22 protein-coding genes are annotated in these 17,749 nt (G+C 61.1%); all 22 read right to left on the bottom strand.

Annotation, left to right across the window (positions count from 1 at the left end; genetic code table 11):
• Positions 1–9: 9 nt before the first annotated feature.
• On the bottom strand, positions 10–801 hold the full coding sequence (locus JHD64_RS08420; protein ID WP_199052954.1) for a pyocin knob domain-containing protein: 792 nt from the start codon (positions 799–801) through the stop codon (positions 10–12).
• On the bottom strand, positions 802–1,371 hold the full coding sequence (locus tag JHD64_RS08415) for a YmfQ family protein (protein WP_199052953.1): 570 nt from the start codon (positions 1,369–1,371) through the stop codon (positions 802–804).
• Complete coding sequence (locus tag JHD64_RS08410) at positions 1,368–2,432, bottom strand: baseplate J/gp47 family protein (protein ID WP_233170404.1); 1,065 nt, start codon at positions 2,430–2,432, stop codon at positions 1,368–1,370. The genes JHD64_RS08415 and JHD64_RS08410 overlap by 4 nt, the downstream gene beginning before the upstream one ends.
• Positions 2,432–2,785 (bottom strand): phage GP46 family protein, encoded by a 354-nt coding sequence (locus JHD64_RS08405; RefSeq protein ID WP_199052952.1) that lies wholly within the window; start codon positions 2,783–2,785, stop codon positions 2,432–2,434. Before JHD64_RS08405 ends, JHD64_RS08410 begins: the two co-directional genes overlap by 1 nt.
• A 51-nt stretch (positions 2,786–2,836) precedes the next feature.
• Positions 2,837–3,778: a hypothetical protein gene (locus tag JHD64_RS08400; RefSeq protein WP_199052951.1), complete on the bottom strand. Its 942-nt coding sequence runs from the start codon at positions 3,776–3,778 to the stop codon at positions 2,837–2,839.
• A gap of 56 nt (positions 3,779–3,834) precedes the next feature.
• On the bottom strand, positions 3,835–4,431 hold the full coding sequence (locus JHD64_RS08395; protein WP_199052950.1) for a phage baseplate assembly protein V: 597 nt from the start codon (positions 4,429–4,431) through the stop codon (positions 3,835–3,837).
• Complete coding sequence (locus JHD64_RS08390; RefSeq protein ID WP_199052949.1) at positions 4,428–5,576, bottom strand: phage baseplate assembly protein; 1,149 nt, start codon at positions 5,574–5,576, stop codon at positions 4,428–4,430. The genes JHD64_RS08395 and JHD64_RS08390 overlap by 4 nt, the downstream gene beginning before the upstream one ends.
• Entirely contained in the window at positions 5,560–6,846 is a 1,287-nt protein-coding gene (locus tag JHD64_RS08385) for a DNA circularization protein (protein WP_199052948.1), read from the bottom strand. The genes JHD64_RS08390 and JHD64_RS08385 overlap by 17 nt, the downstream gene beginning before the upstream one ends.
• Positions 6,846–8,972, bottom strand: coding sequence for a phage tail tape measure protein (locus JHD64_RS08380; protein ID WP_199052947.1), 2,127 nt, complete (start codon positions 8,970–8,972; stop codon positions 6,846–6,848). The genes JHD64_RS08385 and JHD64_RS08380 overlap by 1 nt, the downstream gene beginning before the upstream one ends.
• 112 nt (positions 8,973–9,084) lie before the next feature.
• Positions 9,085–9,468 (bottom strand): hypothetical protein, encoded by a 384-nt coding sequence (locus JHD64_RS08375; RefSeq protein ID WP_199052946.1) that lies wholly within the window; start codon positions 9,466–9,468, stop codon positions 9,085–9,087.
• A complete protein-coding gene (locus tag JHD64_RS08370; RefSeq protein WP_199052945.1) occupies positions 9,465–9,836 on the bottom strand; it encodes a phage tail protein in 372 nt (123 codons plus the stop codon). Before JHD64_RS08370 ends, JHD64_RS08375 begins: the two co-directional genes overlap by 4 nt.
• Positions 9,837–9,930: 94 nt before the next feature.
• On the bottom strand, positions 9,931–11,355 hold the full coding sequence (locus JHD64_RS08365) for a phage tail sheath C-terminal domain-containing protein (RefSeq protein WP_199052944.1): 1,425 nt from the start codon (positions 11,353–11,355) through the stop codon (positions 9,931–9,933).
• Positions 11,355–11,615 (bottom strand): DUF2635 domain-containing protein, encoded by a 261-nt coding sequence (locus JHD64_RS21975; RefSeq protein ID WP_233170403.1) that lies wholly within the window; start codon positions 11,613–11,615, stop codon positions 11,355–11,357. The genes JHD64_RS08365 and JHD64_RS21975 overlap by 1 nt, the downstream gene beginning before the upstream one ends.
• Entirely contained in the window at positions 11,612–12,277 is a 666-nt protein-coding gene (locus JHD64_RS08355; RefSeq protein WP_199052943.1) for a DUF1834 family protein, read from the bottom strand. The genes JHD64_RS21975 and JHD64_RS08355 overlap by 4 nt, the downstream gene beginning before the upstream one ends.
• Positions 12,277–12,696 carry a gp436 family protein gene (locus JHD64_RS08350; protein ID WP_199052942.1) on the bottom strand — a complete coding sequence of 140 codons (420 nt, stop codon included), beginning with the start codon at positions 12,694–12,696 and terminating at the stop codon, positions 12,277–12,279. The genes JHD64_RS08355 and JHD64_RS08350 overlap by 1 nt, the downstream gene beginning before the upstream one ends.
• Positions 12,696–12,962 carry an HI1506-related protein gene (locus JHD64_RS08345; protein WP_199052941.1) on the bottom strand — a complete coding sequence of 89 codons (267 nt, stop codon included), beginning with the start codon at positions 12,960–12,962 and terminating at the stop codon, positions 12,696–12,698. Before JHD64_RS08345 ends, JHD64_RS08350 begins: the two co-directional genes overlap by 1 nt.
• Positions 12,963–12,975: 13 nt before the next feature.
• Positions 12,976–13,884 carry a Mu-like prophage major head subunit gpT family protein gene (locus tag JHD64_RS08340; RefSeq protein ID WP_199052940.1) on the bottom strand — a complete coding sequence of 303 codons (909 nt, stop codon included), beginning with the start codon at positions 13,882–13,884 and terminating at the stop codon, positions 12,976–12,978.
• Positions 13,885–13,899: 15 nt separating this feature from the next.
• On the bottom strand, positions 13,900–14,301 hold the full coding sequence (locus tag JHD64_RS08335) for a hypothetical protein (protein ID WP_199052939.1): 402 nt from the start codon (positions 14,299–14,301) through the stop codon (positions 13,900–13,902).
• 3 nt (positions 14,302–14,304) lie between these two features.
• On the bottom strand, positions 14,305–15,375 hold the full coding sequence (locus tag JHD64_RS08330) for a phage protease (RefSeq protein ID WP_199052938.1): 1,071 nt from the start codon (positions 15,373–15,375) through the stop codon (positions 14,305–14,307).
• Between the two features lie 67 nt (positions 15,376–15,442).
• Positions 15,443–16,012, bottom strand: coding sequence for a hypothetical protein (locus tag JHD64_RS08325; protein WP_199052937.1), 570 nt, complete (start codon positions 16,010–16,012; stop codon positions 15,443–15,445).
• A gap of 7 nt (positions 16,013–16,019) precedes the next feature.
• Positions 16,020–16,895 (bottom strand): DUF4747 family protein, encoded by an 876-nt coding sequence (locus tag JHD64_RS08320; protein ID WP_199052936.1) that lies wholly within the window; start codon positions 16,893–16,895, stop codon positions 16,020–16,022.
• 222 nt (positions 16,896–17,117) lie between these two features.
• A complete protein-coding gene (locus JHD64_RS08315; protein ID WP_199052935.1) occupies positions 17,118–17,681 on the bottom strand; it encodes a phage virion morphogenesis protein in 564 nt (187 codons plus the stop codon).
• Positions 17,682–17,749 lie beyond the last annotated feature (68 nt).

The raw sequence follows: 17,749 nt of genomic DNA, 5'->3' as shown, positions 1-17,749 counted from the left end.
GGCGTGGCCTCAGTACTGGAAAGTCATGCGCTGATTGAGCCGCAAATCCCAGTGACTGGGAAATTCGACAGGGCTGATGATCATGCGCCAGCCCGTCCAGACATCGGCATAGTAAGAGCGGAAATAAGCGTTTCCTACATAGGTCTGGTAATACTGGAAAATCATATTCCCTTGATATGCAGAGTGAACGGTCAGCATTCCTGAAAATGTGGATGGCCAGTTTTTACCGCTGGGAATCCATCTATCTGTGGTCTGCTGATAAATCCCGCTGATGTCTATTGTGTTCAAGTCGACATTGCTGCCCAAGGAACCGCGAAAGCGGTATAAGTGTTCGCTATTGCCATTGTGGAAAATCTGCTGCCACTCATTCCACGCACCATTGATCAGGGCACGCCAGCTAAAGCCGGCCCCCGCCGTCGTCGGAACCCGTCCCCACTGACCAAACATGATCTGTACGGCGTAGTTGGTGGAGCCGGCATGCTGTATATGCAGCACATGGCCATCGGCATTGGCATTGAAAACGGTATAAAAGCCGTTGGCGCGCAGCGCATCCAGTTCCGCGGCAGAGCCCACCACGCGTGAAGCAGCAGGCAGCATGCCGGCAGTGGAAATCATCTTGCCAATGGCCAGCTTGAGCTGGTCGGATTTATCTGCCTCCAGCTTGATACCCGCCGCCTCGATCACTGTTGCCAGCTCACCCTGCAGGGCATTCAGCCAGGCGGCGGTGACGATGGTGCCCAGCGCGCCGGTTGACGGGTCGCCATCGTGAAACAGGCTGTCCGGGGTGTTGATCTTGTGCATTCAGCCCTCCTGATAGGCGAAGTAAACAAAGGTATGAGCCGGTTTCAGCTCGCGGAACACGGTCTCAAGCACCGGGTCGCCAAAGCTGGTCAGTGCCTCGCTGGCAGCGGCCTGGCCAGCACGAAAACGCCAGGCATGCACCTGGGCCGCGTGGATGACCACCTGCCATACCCAGATAATGTCGGCCACCTGCAGCCTGTCGCCGGCGCGGTTGATGCCGGCACGGAAAGGCTGTGGTTCGACGATGTCGATGCGGTAACCCAGGCTGCTGGCCAGACGCTTGAAGTAAGGCATGCTCAGTCCGCCGGTGGCCGCCAGCTTGGCCAGCACCGCCTGCAGCCGCTGCTGGTAGCCGGCACCGCTGGGCGGGGTGAGTGCACAGACCCGCTCCCAGTCCGGCAGGGTGTATTCGGCAAAGAAGGGCGAGATGGCGGCAGCAAGCTGCAGGCCATCGCGCTCGGCCACATCCAGCGCCCGGCCCTCGGCCTGCAGCTCGATCTGCAAGGGCTGGGCGTTGCGGGCATAGGCTTGCGGCGGCAGCAGCAGTGTCAATAGCGTGGCGTGGCTCATGGCATGGCCTTGATGTCGAGACGGCCCAGTCGCAGCCACTCCACCCGCTGCTCATTCACCAAGGGCTGCACATTGGCGGCCGGTAGCACGATGCGCCGGTCCACCACGCCGGGCAGGCTGGAGGCCAGTGTTTCCAGCTGGCTGCGGATAAGCAGCTGCCCCGGAGCCAGCTGCGCAAAACGCGCTTGCAACTGCGGAGTCAGCTGCAGCCGGGCTTGCTCCAGCGTCAGGCCGGACAGCGCCAGCAGCAGCTCCACATCCACCAGTCGCACCGTCGGTGCCGCCACCAGGCTGTGTTTGGCGGTGACCGGGCGTAGCGCATCGATATACGCCTGAGTGGCCGCCAATGTCGCCGCCGACGGCAGGCCACCGGCCGCCGTGATGATGATGTCCACGGTGCCCAGCCCACGGCGCAGCGGGTAGACATAGGCGGCCGACACGCCCGGCACTTCCAGCGCCCAGCGCCGGTAGTCGTGCACATTGCCGCCAGCCGGAGGGCGGCGGATCAAGTCCAGTAAGCGCGCCAGCAGTTCGACATCGCTTTCTTCCTCCACCCCGCCGCGCATCTCCAGCAGAGTAGCGGCCGACTGCACTCCAGGCGGCGGAGCCAGCAGCTCCAGCCGGGCATCGTCCGGCGCATTGCCGGCCAGTCCTGCTAGTGCCGCACTGGCGGCCAGGGTCGCCGTACCATCGGCTGCGATCACGCCGGCCGCGCTGCTGATATACAGCTGGTCCGCCCACTTGCCCTGTATTCCGGCAGTAATGGGGCTGCCAGGATTGCCACGCAACAGCATGCGGCCGCTGGCGGCTACGGCTGGTTTGGGTTCCAGGCCACGCAAGCGGGCATGCAGCAGCAGATAATCATGGTCGGCGGTGTCGGGGAAAATCTGCCGCACCATCCACGCCTGGTGCTGGTACAAGCCTTCCACCGCGCTGGCCACGCTGCTAGCGCGGATGAAGTAGTCCGAATCCGGGCCGGTATCGGCCTCCGGCAGCAGGTTGCGGATATCGCGCAGCATGTCGGCGCGAATCTGCGCCATGGTGAGCAAGGGATAAGCCATCAGCCGGCCACCCGCACTGGATAGCGGAAGGTCTGCAGCGTGCCGCTGGCGGCGGTGACGGCAATCAGCAGCACCAACCAGCCGGGGCGGGGCCGCTGGCTTTCGACCGTAATGCGGCTGGCGCGGCCATCCTGCAGCAGCGGCGCTAATGCCTGCTCGGCATACTGCCGCGCCAGCGCGTCGATACGGCTGAGGTCCTTGGCCCGTTGCAGCTCATGCAGGCGTGAGCCGAGCGACGTATCTGCCCACCAGCTGCCCAGCGGCGTGGCCAGCCGCAGATAAACGGCATTGGTCAGGGTGCTGGTGCGGCTGCCGGCATAGCTGGCGGTGTGGGGGTCGAGTAAAGCGTCCATGCCCCGATTGTCGGGGCATGGTGAGGGACGGGATTAGCTGAGGGGGTTCAGTTACTTGTCTTTGGCTATTTGCTTGGCTAGCAAATCAACAACCGATTTCATGACATCCACTTCAGAACTGGTAGGTTTTGTGTAACCGGTATCTTGAATGCTGAAAACAACATTGGCCACTTGCAGCAAAACAGCATCCTTCTGATTTGGCTCCTCAATCAGATCAATCAGCGCACTGGCCGCGCTGAGGGCATTTTCACGATGACTGTTAAGAATTTCATTATGCTTGTGTGCCTGATAATTTTTAATACAAACGCCGAGCGTGTAAATGGAGATGGCTATCAGAATAATTTTGCCAGTCACTATTTGAATGAGTTGATATGTGTCTTTTGGGTGTAGCTGAGGGCAGAAAGCCATTGCAATTCCGGCTACTGCTAGAGTGCATGTAATAATAAGCAGTGCGATGGAGTAGTTTTTCCATTGAATGCTCTGGGTGCTGTGCTTGTCGGCCTCATCTTGGAAAAATTTACTTTGCTTTTTTGTTAGCTCGTTTGTGGATAATTGTTTGGCACTTGCTAAAATTTTCTCTGTTATTTCTAAATTACTGTCAATTTTATTTGATACGATGTCGCTGGCAAGGACTTTTGCCATCTGATTGAATGGAGATGTTTGAGAGAATATTTTTGAGCTAAACTTTGAAGATTCTTCTAGGATGGAAAGCTTTTCGAGAGGATCTAATTTCTCTATATTTATTTTTTCTATTCTTTCAATGAATTTAATATAATCATTTATGGTTTCCGATATTGTTTTTATTTCATTTGTGGCGACGAAGTTTATTGAGTTATTGTTTATTTCCTCTAATTCGTATCTTATGCTTTTGATTTTCTTGCTTATGAAATCGGGGAAATTCTCTGGAATAGAAATGGCTATTGCTAAATTTAGTAATTCCTCTAAGTGTTGTCGTATATATTGATCGTCTTCATTGCTTTCAGGTTTGGTCATGATGGTGGTGTCTGGAGGAATGGTTATTACTATGTTCGCATTAAAATTTATGTAAATCAATTGCTATGGCATTGGTGTCTCTGCAAACTCACCCCACCCGCCACCACATCACCATCCGTCTGGTAGCTGCCTCCCTCCTGCCGCACATTCCCGCTGAACACTGCGCCATCACCCCCTTTGATGGCCATGCCGCCTTGGCCGCTTAACTGCTGGCGCACCAGCAGCTGGCCGGTAAATTCGGCCTGCGGGCTGTCGAAGCGCATGCCTTCCGTGGCGGTGAGGGTGAAGGTTTTGGTGGTACCTGCTATCTGGCCGTCTTTAAACACAAAGGTATCGCCGAAAGCGTTAAACACCGCCGTTTCGCCGGGGGCCAGGCCTTGCACACGGAACTGGCCGTTTTCGGTCGCAATGATGATGCCGTGGCTGGTTTTGCCACCCAGCGGCAGCACGATGACGGCGGTACCGGGCGGCGGGTTGCTGCTAAAGCCGAACTGCTGGAACAGCTCCAGGTCGGGCAAAGGCTCGTCGGCCAGGCCCTCCACCTGGGCCAGCTGGCTGCCGGCTCCGTTGCTGGTGAGGCCCAGCACACCCCGGAATGCCTGGCGGATGCCGGCCAGGGCGCGGCTGATGCGGCGGTCGATGTCCGGGGTCATGGCTTGCCTTTGCTGGGATTGGGCGGGCCAACATCCACCGCCACCAGGGTTTCGCTGGCGCTGCTGTTCTTGCCCTTGCGGTGGCTGCGCTTGTGCGGGTGGGCGTCCAGTACCCAGGCCCCGTCTTCTTTCAGAGTGAGCAGGGTGTGGCTGGGGCGGCCACGGCCGCCGCTGAAGCGCCGCGCCATCAGGAAATAAATGCCGTTGATGTCGTGCGGCTCGCTCAAGACGTGCAGGCGCTGGCCCGGCGTCCACAGCAGGCCGTTGCTGCTGCGGTGCCCTTTTACTGTGGCTTGCAGGGTGAGGCCTTGCAGGCGCGAGTCCGACAGGATCTTGCGCGCCCGGGCACGGGCGGCGGCCAGGCTGTCGGCGTCATGGTCGATGACGATGCGCGGGCGGTACACGCTGACGCTGCTGTCACGCTCCACCACCTTGATGGCATGACGACCGGCCTGCAGTGCGCTGCCATGCGACTGGCCCAGTACGGTGACGTCCGAATAACGCCCGGCCATGCTGCGCACCCGGTGCAGGCGCTCCACATTATTGCCCTGGCCATCCCGGCGCAGGATCAGGCTGGCCACCGGCGGGCGCTGGTAGTCCGGCCCGCCAATTACCAGCGTGCCGTCCGGCTCAAACCACGGCCACAAGCCGTTGGCCTCGGCGGCATTGCGTAGCGTGTCCCAGGCGCTGTCACCGGGTTCAACACTGACTTTTTCGCGGGTGAGGCTATTGGCGGCGTCGATGCGGATCTGGCTCAGCCCCAGCGGCCGTGCCACCTGGGCGACGATGTCGGCCAGCGTGGCCTGGCGGCGGGTGAAGATGGGCGAGGAGCAATCCACCAGCACTGCCGCGCCATCGCGGCCGCGCAGGGTCAGCGTGTGCGCGCCGTGTTCGATCGGGTCCTCGATGTCGTCGATGCGACCGGTCAGCACCAGGTCACGGCCGATGCGCAGTTGCACCGCCGCACCTTCCTGCAGGGCTGCCGGCAGGCGGCCATCCGGCAGGCCCAGTTGCAGCTGCCAGGCGTCAGCCGGAGTGAGCAGGTCGGAATCAATCTCGTAGCTGCTCCAGGTGTGATGGGCCTTGCCTGCCAGCAGCAGGCTGACGATGTGGTCGGCAGGCACGGTATCAGCGGGCGTAGGCATGGAGCAGGTCTCCGGCTTGTAGGTGGTTGGGGTTGCGCAGCGTAGGGTTTAGGCGGGCCAGCTCGGCAGCGCGGCGGTAATCGCCATACCAGGCAAAGGCCAGCAGGTGCAGATTGCCGTCCTGTTCTACCCGGCGCTGGATCAGCGGCGGGGCCAGCGCAATGACGACGCGCGCCGCTTCCTGCACGGCCAGTGCCGTGTCTTTCAAGGCCTCGACCACCGGGCGGGCCTGCTCCAGCGGATAGGTAGCCTGATGGCTGTCGATGCTGGTCTGCAGTAGTTGGCGCACATCGTTGGCGATGGTTTCCAGCTGTGGCGGGGTAAGCGTGGGTTGCTCGGCCTGATCGGCCAGCACATCGCTGGCGGTGCTGGCCAGCGTGCTGGCGGCCACGGCTTGTACCAGGGCGGTGAGCTGGGCCACATCCTGCGGGCGCGGTGGCAGGGTCGGGACCGGGATGGCGTTGTCTGTGCTGGCGGGCGGCAAGTTGTTTGCCGGGTCGGCCGCGCTGGAATGCGACGGGCTGGCCAACTGCACCGGCAGCAGCACGATGCGATCCAGCTGCCGGGCCAGGCTGTTCCAGTCGCTGGCGATGGTGTCGGTATCGAAGCCGCGCAGATCCACCAGCCCGTCCAGCAGCCCCGTCAGTTCCGCCGCAAAGGCACGTGGGCTGTCCAGCACGCTGGCCCCGGCCACCAGGCCATGCAGCTGGCTGCGCACGGCAGCCAGCGTGCCGGTCATCACTGCACCCAGCGCTTGCAAGGGGGCGAGTTGGCCTTGCCATTGCTGCAATTGGGACAGCGCCTGGTCGAACACGGCAATGCCGGCCTGGCGTGCCGTTTCCGCCTGCAAGGCCAGGCTCTGCGCCTGCTGTGCTGGCAGCTGCTGTACAAAAAAAGGCTGGCTCGGCGTGGCTTCCTTGAAGGTCAGTTCTACCGTGCAATAGTCCACATCCTCAGCCGTGTGGCGTACCGCATGGCGCAGCAGCTGCATGCGCGCCATGCTGCCGAAAACCGGGTGAATCAGCTCGCCATGGCCGGGCAGGTCAAGCACCTGTAAGAATCCCTGCAGACGGCTGTCGTAGTCGTCACCAAAAAACACCGCAGTCAGCCGCAGCTGGCGTGCCTTGCGCCCCAGGTCTTCCACATCCTCACCATCCATATAGGGGTAGGCATGGCTGGCGGTGTCGCGTTCAGCCTCGTCCTCGGTTTGCAGGCAGTCAAACACCAGGCCACGAAAGCTGGCGTCCAGCAGATTATCTTTCCATGACATCAGTTTCTCCTCCATTCCAGCTTATTGGCCTGGTTAACTGCGGCCACGATATTGCCGTTCTGCACATCCACCGTGACATGCAGCGGAATGGGCTGCTGGCTGGCCTGCTGTATCTTGTCGGCGGCCAGGTTAAAGCGGGTGGATGAGTCCATGACGGATTGCAGCAGGGCCAATGGAGGGGCCGGAGCCGGGGCATTAAAACCGGCCTGTGGAATGGGGGCACCGGGGTCGGGCGCGTTGCGCTTGACGGGGGTGGGGGCCAATAGTTTTGCGTCCTGGTCTCCATTGATCAAATCGTAAAGCCAGGTGCCCAGGGTGCGTTCCTTGCCGTCATTGGTCGCCGTCAGTACCTTGGTCATGCCGGCATTGATACCCGTACCGACGGCATAGCCGGCAGCACCCGCCGCGCCGACTGCCCCAGCCCGGATGGCTAGCTGGCCAGCATTGCGGACCAGACCTCCACCGGCAGCCGGGCCAGGCTTGCCAGGTAGTGGCCCACCAGGCAGCCCGCCCTTGCCGATCAGCGCCAGCGGAATGGCGGCGGCAGTGGCGGCTGCGGCCAGTGCTGCGGTGGCAGTGCCTGCGGCAACAAGAGCAGCTGTCAGTCCGGGGTACTCCTGGGCGTACTCCACCAGCTTGCTGGCGGCGTTGCCCAGTGCACCGTTCAATCCTTCCATGGCTTTTTGAGTTGCAATGGCGCGCTCATTCGCCAGTTGCTCGGCCTTGAAAGCCGGGGTGTCGGCAATCAGCTGATAATTGGCCTCACCCGTCCCTTTGGCATTGGGCAATGCTGTTTCGATGTCCTGCACGTATTCGCGGTTGTTCATGATTGCCACCAGGGCCATCAGCGCCTGGCGGTCCTGTATCAGCTTGCCAATGGCGGAGCCCTGCAGAATGTCGCCCTGGGACTCCAGCAAGGCGCGGCGCTCATCCTTGTTGCCGGTATGCTTGAGTTTGTCCTGAATGGCCTGGTAGCGCTTGTCGCCCCCGATGACTTTTTCAGTCATGCCGATAAAGCTGTCCAGTGCATCCATGCCTTTTTCGCGGCCTCGCGCCAGGGTGGCGGGCAGGTCTATGCCTTGTTCACCTTTGCGCTTTTCGCGGAAGGTGGTCGCGCTGATTCTGGCGGCATCACGGGCGGTGTCCTGGCTGTTGATCTTGGTCAGCAGGTTCACCAGGTTGTTGCCGGCCTCATCTTTGCTGCCTGCAGTAATCACGGCAGCCTGGTTGGCCGCCAGCAGCTTGGCCATGCCCGGCATGCCGGTGATGCCGCTGAGTTTGGCGGCCGCCATCTGCTGCGGCAGCCATTTGGCCATGTCTTTCAGCTCGAAGCCGCCTTTCTGGCCGGCCATGATGGCTTGGTCCAGGATGAAAGAGACTTCCTGCGGCTTGATGCCCATGGTCTGCATGGCACGGATGGCGATATTGCCCAGCTCTTTGGGGTCGGCTCCGGTGCCGGTGGCCATTTTCTGCAGGGTGGGAAGCAAGCTGCTGGCCGTCTTGATATCCATGGCCCCGGAGGCAATCAGATTGTCCAGGGTGTCGGCGGCTTCTTCGCGGGTGCCACCACCATGGCGCACGGCGGTGTTGATGGTGTTATCCAGCTCGACCATGCCTTGCTTGCGGCCGGACAGATTGCGCTCGGCATAGGCGGTATTGGCCATCATCGCCAGGCGGCGCTCATAGCCCATGGTCTGTTTCACCGGGCCAGACAAGACCCGCGCACCGACGGTGACCCCGGCGGCAACTGCGGCCATCCCCTTGGCCCCGGCAATCAGCTTGCTCTGCTGCCGTTCCACGCCGTGCATTTCCTGGCGCAGCTTGCCCACCTTGTCGCGCATGGCGTCAAAAGCACGGACCTGCTCCCGGGCCGACAGCGTGCCACTGCGGCTCAGGCGCTGGTATGCGGCTTCGGTCTGGGCGAGTTCGCGCTGGATGGTGCGCTCGGCACGTATGCCCAGGGTTTCGCGGGCGCTGGCCATGCGCTGGCTTTCCCGCGACAGGCCCACCACCGCCCGTTCGGCGCGCTGGCTTTCCTGGCTGATGGTCTGCAAGGCGCGGCCCACGGTGCGCGACATGTCGTCGCGTGCCTTGAGCGTGAGCGCCAGTTCCATGTTGCGACTCATTTAACGGGTTTCCTGCGCAAGGAGGTAATGCGCTGCGTCTGGCTGCGGCTGCCGGTCTTGTGGCCATGCAGCCGGGCCAGGGCGGCCAGATAGCCGTCCAGCTGTGCCTGGTTCAGCTGGCGGATGGCGGATTCGCTGATGCCGTAGCGGCCGAGGGCAAGGACGGTGAGTCGGTAGCCGGCAAGCTGCTGCTCGGCCGCCTGCGCTTTTTTTTGAGCGCGTCACGGGCGGTGGCCAGGGTATCGAAGTCGTCATCCACCAGCCGGCTGAGCAGCGCAAAATCCAGCTGCTCGGGCGGGATGTCGCCCAGGCTCACCAGGCAGCTGGCCATCATCGCGGTGTTGATGCGGATATTGGAAGCCACGCCGTGGTTCTCGATTGCTGCAATATTGTCACCGATGGTGGGCAGGCGCATGACGAAGTCGTAATGCAGCTGGCCAGAGCCTTCTGGCCATTCCACGCCATACTGCAGTTGTCCGGGTTCGGTCATCATCATTCTTCTACCTTGCGCAGCGCGGACAGCTTGATGTCGCGGCGGGCTTCGTTATCGACACTGTATTTTTCGCCCACCTCGGTGCTGAAGCAGTCCAGGTAACTGGTGCGTTTGCCGCCGGGGCTGAGCGGGTAGATGGTGAGTTTTTCGCCCTCGATGCCGTCCCAGTCCAGGTCTCCGGACAGCGGGATGGCCACGGTTGCAGCCATGTCGTATTCGGCAATGCCCTTGGCAAAGCCCTTGGCGCGGCCGGTCTTGTTCATGGTCTTCACCAGCTTGCGGCCGGTCTTGCCGGTGACAGACAGGTCGATGACTTCAACTTCCTGGCCATTCACTTCCAGCACAATGGCCCCGGCGTATTCTTCCAGCATGGTGTGCTCCTGGTGGGGCAGCGGCTTTCTCGGGCAGCTGCCGGGTGTTAACAGGCCATGGCAGCGCAATGCCGCGACGGCGGTTTTACGGCGGCTACAGCAGCAGGTCGATGCGGCCGGCGATGACATGCAAGCCATTCACCACATCGGCTGGAATCTTGACGCATAGCGAACCCACGTTCTGCAGGTCGCGCTCCACAAGTACGCCGTCCTTGTTGGCATCGACGGCTTCCAGTATTTCCAGCTCTTCCAGCTTGTAGAGCACATCCAGGATTTCGCTGCGCACCTTGTCCGGGGTGCGGGCCGACAGCTTGTCGCGGGGAAAGCGCTGGGTGGTGCGCTGGCGGCAGGCGCGACGCACATAGTCCAGCGTGCGCATGGTTGTGAGGTCCAGCAGCGCTTCGTCCTCCACGCCCTGGGCGTTGCGGGTGTAGCTGCTGACGGCGCGCACAATCTGCACCCGGCCACCGGGGCCGACTTCCAGTGGGGTGAGGCCGTTGTACAGGGCGTTTTCCTGCTCGGTGCGCATGGTCTGGTCGGCCAGCGGCGGCACATCCAGCCCCTTGATTTCCAGCGTATTGAGCGGGCGCGCCGGGTCTTCCTCGCTGGCCAGCACGGCAGCGTAGCCGGCAGCAATCTCGCACGGCAGCGCGAACGAGCCACGATGCCAGGCCATGCTGATGCGGCCGCTGTTGATTTGCGCCATCAGCGCGGTGCCGGTGGCAAGGCTGCCCGGCCAGCCTGCGGTGGCGATGGCCCCGCGTTGTTCCATGGCCCCGGAGACAAATTCCAGATGCTGGCGCAGCTGTAGCAGCGGCTCGGCCTCGGGCATGGGGAAGGCAATGATGTGATGGCCCGCGGCCACCACGGCGGCCAGTGCCGGACGCAGGTCCGGGTCGATGCTGCCGCCACTCAGGCTGGCATCGCTGACGACTGTCAGCCCCTTGGCAGTGCTGCTGGCGCGCAGCTTGATCCAGTTGCCCTGGCTGCCTTTGTTACGGGCGGCGAAGTTGAGGACGGGGGCTGCCAGGCTGGCCTGCAGCGGCAAATCGGCATGGCGTGTCAGCGCGGTGTGCAGCGCGCCGGCCACGATGGCCGCCGTATCACCAGCGGCAATGGCCACATCCACCCGCTGTGTGCCTACCAACAGGCTGAGTACACCATTACTGTCGGCCTTGCCGGCCAGGGTGAGCTTGCCCGCTGCGGCAAGGCCAGCGGCGGCATCGTCCACGCTGATAACGGTCAGCTGCAAATAGGGATTGGCGGTAATCGCCGCCCGTGCCATCAGGTGGGCCTGGCTGCCCTGACCAAACAGCTGGGCGGCCTGGGCATCGCTGAACACGTCCACCGCTTGCAAGGCGGGCTGGCTGCCGGACGCCAGTCGCTGGCCAATCACCAGCACGCGCTGCGGGTTGCCCGGCAGGGTGCGTACTGCCAGCCGGGTGTTGAATTCGTAGTAATGGCCCGGCTTGCGGGTACTGGCCGGGATGGTGTCGAAGTTGATGTGCTGGCTGGCCATCAGGCTGTTCCTTTCTTGCTACTGGCGGTTTTTTTGGCACCGACGGCGGCCTGCTCGGCGCTGTCGTCGGGCAGGTGCTCGAGGGCCGTCAGATCCTGGCTGTCAGCCTGTTCGGCATCCGCATCCAGCAAGTCACCATCGGCCAGCTGGCGCAGGTAGTAGGCAGTTGGCTCCACCGTTACAGACTCGCTGTCGTTGATATAACGACGTGGCTGGTTTTCCATCGGCACTTGCAGGCCGGGGGCGGCAATCACCTTCATGGGGACCTCCTGATGATGTCCTGGGCGTCGGCCTGGCCGTCGTCCGGGGACAGGTGGTAGTTGAGACCGATGCCCAGCAAGGGCGGGTCGGTTTCGCTGGTTTGGCCATGCGCCAGCGTAAACACGGCATCGGGGTGGCTGGCGTCAATCAGGCCCTGGGCATCCGGCAGTGGTGGTGTGGGCCAGCCGCCCAGCGGCAAGGCCTGCTCCAGCCAGCTGCAGGCAAATTCGCAGGCGAACACGCTGAATGCCTGCTCGGCCAGACGGGTGTTAAACAGGGTGCGCACCTTGCCGGGACTTAACGGGCTGATGGCCAGGCCCAGATCCTGTTCGGTCAGCAGGCGGCGCACCGCCCGCACCAGCGCATAGCTGCCGACTTCGCCGGGGCCGGGGCCGCCCTGACGGCCCGCCAGATGACTGCGCACCGAGCGTTCGCCCACCATCACCACATACTGGCCCTGCACCCGGTATTGCTGACGGCTGGTGCTGCGCGGCTTGCTGTCGACAATGCCGCCAAAGGTGACCCACACCGCCGGGAAGCGGCGGATGGCCTCGGGCAGATCGTCGTCCAGCTCGCCGCTATAGCTGCCCACCTCGCGTACCAGCTGACCCAGGCCCAGCTGCAGGCGCTGGATGAGGGCGTTTTCGATCAGGGCAATCATCAGTAGCCTCCGGCATCACGGGCAAACACGCGGCTGCCCGGCTGAAACTGCACGGTGTTGTCAGTGGCCGCCACGCCACCATTTGGCATGCCACCCAGCGTGACCTTGCCGGCCGCCGCCAGGGTGAGAAAGCGGATGGCGTCCTGGTAGCGTTCGCGGATCAGCTCGGTTTGCAAGGTTTCGCTGCCACACAGGCGGTAGCGGGCGATGTCGCAGCAATAGCCGCTGATGATGCGTGGTGGCCCGGCCAGCGGGACGGCATAGCGGGCAGCCAGATAGCCGTCGATTTCTGCCGAAGCATCCACCAGCGCCGCTTGCAGCACGTCGGCATCAATGACGCCGTGCAGGCTGCGGTCGGTCAGCGCCACCACTTCGCGCATGCCAAAACGAGCCGTCATCTCATCCTGCGTGGCGTACATCAGGCGGCTCCCCTGGTTTTGCTGCTGGCTTTGGCCGGTGGCTTGGCGGTGTCGGCAGGCGGGTCGGTTTCTTCCTTGACCTGCTCGTCCTCGCCGGCCGGTGCGACTTTCGTGTCGGGCAGTACTTCCACCAGGAGCAGCGGCTCGGCCTGCAGCTCCTGTAGTTGTTCCTGGGAGAAGGTGTCGTCCGGGTGTTCGGTGGGGGTGGCGCTGTGTGCCATGCCGGCACGGCGGAAGCCGTCGTCCAGTGCGGTGATGCGGATCATGTTGTGCTCCTCCTTATGCCGCAGTGCCGTCCGAGCCATAAGCCAGCTGCCAAAAACCATAGCCGCCTGCTGCACGAGCTTCGGCCCCGAACTTGTAACGCTTGCGCATGAACACGTCGTCGGCCTGCGGGTCGGTTTGCTGCACAAACACCGGCTTCTTGCGCTCCTGGTAGACAAAGGGCTTCACCGGCTTGCTGGTATCCAGCAGAAACCAGGCGGTATCGGAATTCAGCCACGGTGCGACCACGACTTTTGCCGTGCCCTTGTACGGGTTGGCCTTGCCATCCTCCAGCCGGTCCACCGTCATCAGGGCGTTGGCCTCGTCCTCCAGCGCCGGACCCACAAGCAGCACAGTGGGGGTGATGTTGAGCGGGCGGCTTTCCTCATCACGGAATTTGCGCATTGCGGTGCGGGCGGCACCATAGCTGGCGCGGGCAGCCACCACGCTGGCAGCGGACAGCTTGGCCGTGCCGCGGTTGGACACCGACTTGCCATTAACCGGGTGGTCCTTGTCGAAGAAATACTGCCCGTCGTAGCAGCGGCTGCTGAAACCCAGGTTCACCAGCTCGAACACGATTTCATCCGCCAGCTGCTTGGCGGAGAAACCCGCCATCTCGGCCTGCGGCTTGTAGATGCCAAGCTGGTCGTCCTCGATGTCGTTACGGTCCACCTCTACGGTGGCTTCCCAGTCGTCGTTGACGATGGTGTATTTCGACGCTTCCAGCGCCTTCACCGCCTTGTCACCCATCCACTTTTTCATGCGCGGGAAGCGACTGAGCCAGCCGTAATCATTCTGCCGGGCGCTGGACGGCACCAGCATCGCCACCTGCTGCCACTGGCTGGGGGCAGCGTCAAAAGCGTTGTTGAAGATGGTCTTCAGGTTGAGAAAGATAGTCTTGAGGTTGTTGGCATTGATCAGCATGAAGCGCTCCTTACATCACATCTGTACCCAGACGCCGTCCGGGTCGATCTGCAAAACGGTGCCAGCCACGCAAAGATTGTTACCGTTGCGGCATACCGTCTGGTTGTCCTGCACATAGCAGACGCGGCCCAGGCCAGTGGCGGTGACTGGTTCGGTGGGGCTGTTGTCCCATTTGAAGGCCTTGCCCCGGCGCACCAGGATGGACACGCTGCCATCGGCCCCGCTGTTCTGCTTGCTTTCCTCAGCGCGGCCCATGGCCACGGTGTTGACGTTGGAAACACCGGCATAAGCCATGCCCGTACTGTTATGCACGGTGACGATGGTGCCGGCCGGGATGCTGATGCCAGCGCCCATCGGCAGATTGAGCAACTGCCCGTCCATCATTGGCGTGTTGCGGTCTTTGTAGGTCTGGGCCATGGCTTAGTCCTTGAGGGTGGCCGGGTCGAGGCCGAACTGCTGGCAGATGGCCAGGGTGTCGGCGTCCGGGGTGGTGGGGGCATCGCCTGCCGGTGGTTTGCCACCGGTCTGGGTGCCGGACAGCGCGGCAATGCGTGGAGCGGTGGCCAGGTAGCTGGTGAGCGCGGCCAGATTGCTGCCGGCAAGCTCACGTGCCCAGGCTTCCTGCGCTGGCAACAGCCGGCCATCGGCCAGTGCGGCGCTAATCAGCTGCTCTTGCGAACCGCTTTGCAGCTGGGCGCTGAGGGTGGCCACCTGCTGTTGCAGGGCCTGCATGGTGGCGATGGGCACAAAGCGCGCCGGGTCGGCCTGATTGGCGCTGAGCGTAGCAATCTGCGTCTGCTGGCTGGCCAGCAACTGGCGCAGGTCCACACTGCCGGCAGCCAGGCCTTTGCCGTCAGACAGCTGGTTGATCAGTGCTGACAAAGCGGCCTGTGCGGCGGCCTGGTCGGCCTCGGCAGGCAAGCCAAACAGCCAGCGCAGTTGCGCCAGCAATTCCTCTATATCCATGGGGGTGGTCTCCGTAGCGGGAGTGGGGGAAAGCGTCCCGGCCAGACGTGACAGCGCCGCTCTTTGCAGCTCCGGCAGTTCGTCCAGCGCGGGGTTGTTGGTGAGGGCGACATGCAGCAAGGCGACGACCTTGCCATCCTTGTCGTAGGCGAATACCGGCGACAGATAGCGGTATTCCAGCGCGTCTATCATGGCGGCGGCGCGGGCGGTCCACTCCACATCGGTGGCGTACAGCCCATCCTCGCGCCATTCCAGCGTGCCGAACCAGCCGGATGCTGGCGCAGGCTGGCCATTGACCTGGCTATATAAGGTCTGGTGTTCGTAATCGATGACATAACGCGTCTGGCGCTGGGCTGCCGCAATCACCAGTGCCGCGGCCAGTCCGGCATCCATCTGCCAGTACGGGCATTCGGTGGGGCGGCCATCGCGGGCACGGAAGGTCCCCGCGGGCAGCAGCTTGAGGGCTGTCTGTCCGGGGGTGATGTCAACCGTCAGTGCGGCGATGTGGTGTTCAAGAAGTGCCATGCCCCGCAGTGTGCGGGGCATGGTGGGGGTGGGACTGTGTGAAGGGGTTCAGTTAGAAAAAGTGCTGTTATTTGTCTTGATGTCTGCGGCTATGGGTCTGTAGTGCATCAAACCATGAGGAAACACGGAAGATGGCAATTGCCGCAGCTGCTGTTATGCATAGGCCATATAAAAACAACCAGTATCCCAGCATATCGCTTACAGCTCGTAGTGATACCAAAGGCTCAAGAAATTCTTTCCACTGCTTTGGTGGATCAAAGCTTGTAGCCTTCACCACAATAGCCATCAACAGTGTTGCAAGCTGGATCAGTACAAAATGTAGAAATGTGGCACTCACTTCCATGTAAGGCGAAGGGCCTTCCTCCCCTTCATCCTGTCCACTTATGAGTTCCTTGAAACGCTCATCGCCGAAGCCAAGAAAAATTGCAAATCCACCCAGAGTAAAACCAAGCACATTCGGCATGACGGACAGGACTTGTTCCCACCATTGTTCTTTCAGCCAGAAATGAGTGGTGATCACGAGCAGAGCAATGGAAAGCCAGAAGTATGGGGAGCGTATGATGGCTCGTATACCTCCATAGGCTTTCCAATATTCTCGAAGTACGGCTTTTAGCCCGTGTTCATTTTCGTCTGTCATCTCATTCTCAGTCATGACCTGGTAGGTTTGACGTAGCAGTCAACAAAGCATCCACGGATGTTTGCAAATCAGGATTATAGGTCACACTATCTTCCCATGGTTTAGCAAGAGTAGACTCTTCGACACGCTGTCCATTTTGGGTATAACCATAGCCAATGACCTTGCCATTACCAGCAGCAGCCACTTTGGCGGCTGTCTTGAGGTCTTCATCCAGAGCAATGGATTCTTTATTTTCGGCGACGATTTCCATTTTCAACTTACGTGCGTTCAATGCACCCAAGCGACCATATACTTTTGCTTGGGCCTTACCGAGTTCATCTGCATTAGGCTTGCTTACTTCAATAATGAGTCGACGTAGTTCATGTATTCGGAGGATTTTGTCAAGGTGCTCCTTATCTGCGAAAACATTTACCTCCACTTCCCCAAACTCTTTAACAACTTCAGGATCTGCGAATAAAGCCCTGAGCATCTTGGTTGCAAATCCTGGACTCAACGAGTGCTTGCCTGATTTATTTTCTAAGTAGAAGGCATGCCCCCGCGGGTAGAAAACAAAATTGAACATTTCACAGTTAGGGCGCAAATTCTCAGGAATATTGATTTGAGCCAACTCTTCTTCCGTAGCAACATCGTTCTTCTCGACATTGAACCAAGGAGCATCTTTGTCGATTTGTACGAAACGGTACAAACGACCAAACAAACCTTGTAGTGGGTCGTCAGAATTCAGATACCGCATCTCACCGATCATAAGGTGCTGGTCTCCACGGATTGCCACACTGCGGCCAGAATGGAAAACAGCTCTAAGAAGCTTGACGTATCCACTTGGCTTATGCGGGTGGGTCACAATGTTGATTCGAGAAAACCGCAGAGTACGATCACGTGCCATGGAGTAGTATCCTTTCAATTGCTTGGCACATTGACCAAGCCCGTATTATTCATAAGTCATTTTTGTCATTGTGCACCTTTGCCTTGGCTCCGATCAACAGATAGTAATGCGTGTTTGGGTGTTTAAACCCCGTTTAATTTCAACGATCACCCCTGCGCTGCGGCACTGCCCCATCCGGGGGACTGGCGACGCACCAGCGGCCGTTTCTGCGCCTTGTTGCCATTACTGCCCGACCACCCCGCGCAGGTAGTCCTCCACCGCCCGTTCTATCTCGCCCTCATCCCAAGCGGTCAACTGCAGGAAGGGCCGGGCCGGGATCTTGCTGCCGGGGTGGTTGACCTGTTTGACCGGGTGGCGGCCGGTGGCCCAGGCCAGGGCTTTCTTGTTGCGGGGGCGGATGATGTGGGCGCTGGTCTGACCGCCGAACTGGTGGATGGCGGCGTATTTCACATTGCTGCCGACCTGGGCGCTGCTGGCGTCGCTGGCCTGGGTAATGCTGCTGGCCAGGCGGCCGCTGTCCTGCAGTATTTTCCCGCCGCGTACCTTGCGCTCGAAGCGGGCGGCGGATACATGGCCGCGCTTGGTCAGCGCCCCGGCGCGTGACAGCCAGGATGAAGGCTTTAACCCCTGCCAGGCCGGGCGGCCTTCCTGGGCAAAGTTTTCTTCAACGGCATCGGCCATGATGGCGGCGATATTGCGCATCAAGGGGGTGGTGTTGACTGCCGCCTGTTGCAAGCTGTCCAGCGCGGCAGTAATCGCCTGATGGTCTACTTCGATGGTGATCATGGTTTATAATCCTTGTTAAGCCCGGAAACACGGTGAATCTCCCAGCCGTAGGACGTCGCAAGATGGAT

This window comes from Aquitalea sp. ASV15 (assembly GCF_016429115.1).
GTDB classification, from domain to species: Bacteria; Pseudomonadota; Gammaproteobacteria; order Burkholderiales; family Chromobacteriaceae; genus Aquitalea; species Aquitalea magnusonii.
Note: the sequence above shows the minus strand (reverse complement) of the source record. Positions and strands in the feature narration are given on the sequence as shown.

Coding starts and splice junctions, on each gene's coding strand:
- JHD64_RS08420 (WP_199052954.1), bottom strand. CDS start 801: ATGCACAAGATCAACACCCCGGACAGCCTGTTTCACGATGGCGACCCG.
- JHD64_RS08370 (WP_199052945.1), bottom strand. CDS start 9,836: ATGCTGGAAGAATACGCCGGGGCCATTGTGCTGGAAGTGAATGGCCAG.
- JHD64_RS08400 (WP_199052951.1), bottom strand. CDS start 3,778: ATGACCAAACCTGAAAGCAATGAAGACGATCAATATATACGACAACAC.
- JHD64_RS08375 (WP_199052946.1), bottom strand. CDS start 9,468: ATGATGATGACCGAACCCGGACAACTGCAGTATGGCGTGGAATGGCCA.
- JHD64_RS08365 (WP_199052944.1), bottom strand. CDS start 11,355: ATGGCCAGCCAGCACATCAACTTCGACACCATCCCGGCCAGTACCCGC.
- JHD64_RS08320 (WP_199052936.1), bottom strand. CDS start 16,895: ATGGCACGTGATCGTACTCTGCGGTTTTCTCGAATCAACATTGTGACC.
- JHD64_RS08410 (WP_233170404.1), bottom strand. CDS start 2,432: ATGGCTTATCCCTTGCTCACCATGGCGCAGATTCGCGCCGACATGCTG.
- JHD64_RS08395 (WP_199052950.1), bottom strand. CDS start 4,431: ATGACCCCGGACATCGACCGCCGCATCAGCCGCGCCCTGGCCGGCATC.
- JHD64_RS08315 (WP_199052935.1), bottom strand. CDS start 17,681: ATGATCACCATCGAAGTAGACCATCAGGCGATTACTGCCGCGCTGGAC.
- JHD64_RS08405 (WP_199052952.1), bottom strand. CDS start 2,785: ATGGACGCTTTACTCGACCCCCACACCGCCAGCTATGCCGGCAGCCGC.
- JHD64_RS21975 (WP_233170403.1), bottom strand. CDS start 11,615: ATGAAGGTGATTGCCGCCCCCGGCCTGCAAGTGCCGATGGAAAACCAG.
- JHD64_RS08385 (WP_199052948.1), bottom strand. CDS start 6,846: ATGTCATGGAAAGATAATCTGCTGGACGCCAGCTTTCGTGGCCTGGTG.
- JHD64_RS08330 (WP_199052938.1), bottom strand. CDS start 15,375: ATGGCACTTCTTGAACACCACATCGCCGCACTGACGGTTGACATCACC.
- JHD64_RS08390 (WP_199052949.1), bottom strand. CDS start 5,576: ATGCCTACGCCCGCTGATACCGTGCCTGCCGACCACATCGTCAGCCTG.
- JHD64_RS08335 (WP_199052939.1), bottom strand. CDS start 14,301: ATGGCCCAGACCTACAAAGACCGCAACACGCCAATGATGGACGGGCAG.
- JHD64_RS08380 (WP_199052947.1), bottom strand. CDS start 8,972: ATGAGTCGCAACATGGAACTGGCGCTCACGCTCAAGGCACGCGACGAC.
- JHD64_RS08350 (WP_199052942.1), bottom strand. CDS start 12,696: ATGTACGCCACGCAGGATGAGATGACGGCTCGTTTTGGCATGCGCGAA.
- JHD64_RS08355 (WP_199052943.1), bottom strand. CDS start 12,277: ATGATTGCCCTGATCGAAAACGCCCTCATCCAGCGCCTGCAGCTGGGC.
- JHD64_RS08340 (WP_199052940.1), bottom strand. CDS start 13,884: ATGCTGATCAATGCCAACAACCTCAAGACTATCTTTCTCAACCTGAAG.
- JHD64_RS08345 (WP_199052941.1), bottom strand. CDS start 12,962: ATGATCCGCATCACCGCACTGGACGACGGCTTCCGCCGTGCCGGCATG.
- JHD64_RS08325 (WP_199052937.1), bottom strand. CDS start 16,012: ATGACAGACGAAAATGAACACGGGCTAAAAGCCGTACTTCGAGAATAT.
- JHD64_RS08415 (WP_199052953.1), bottom strand. CDS start 1,371: ATGAGCCACGCCACGCTATTGACACTGCTGCTGCCGCCGCAAGCCTAT.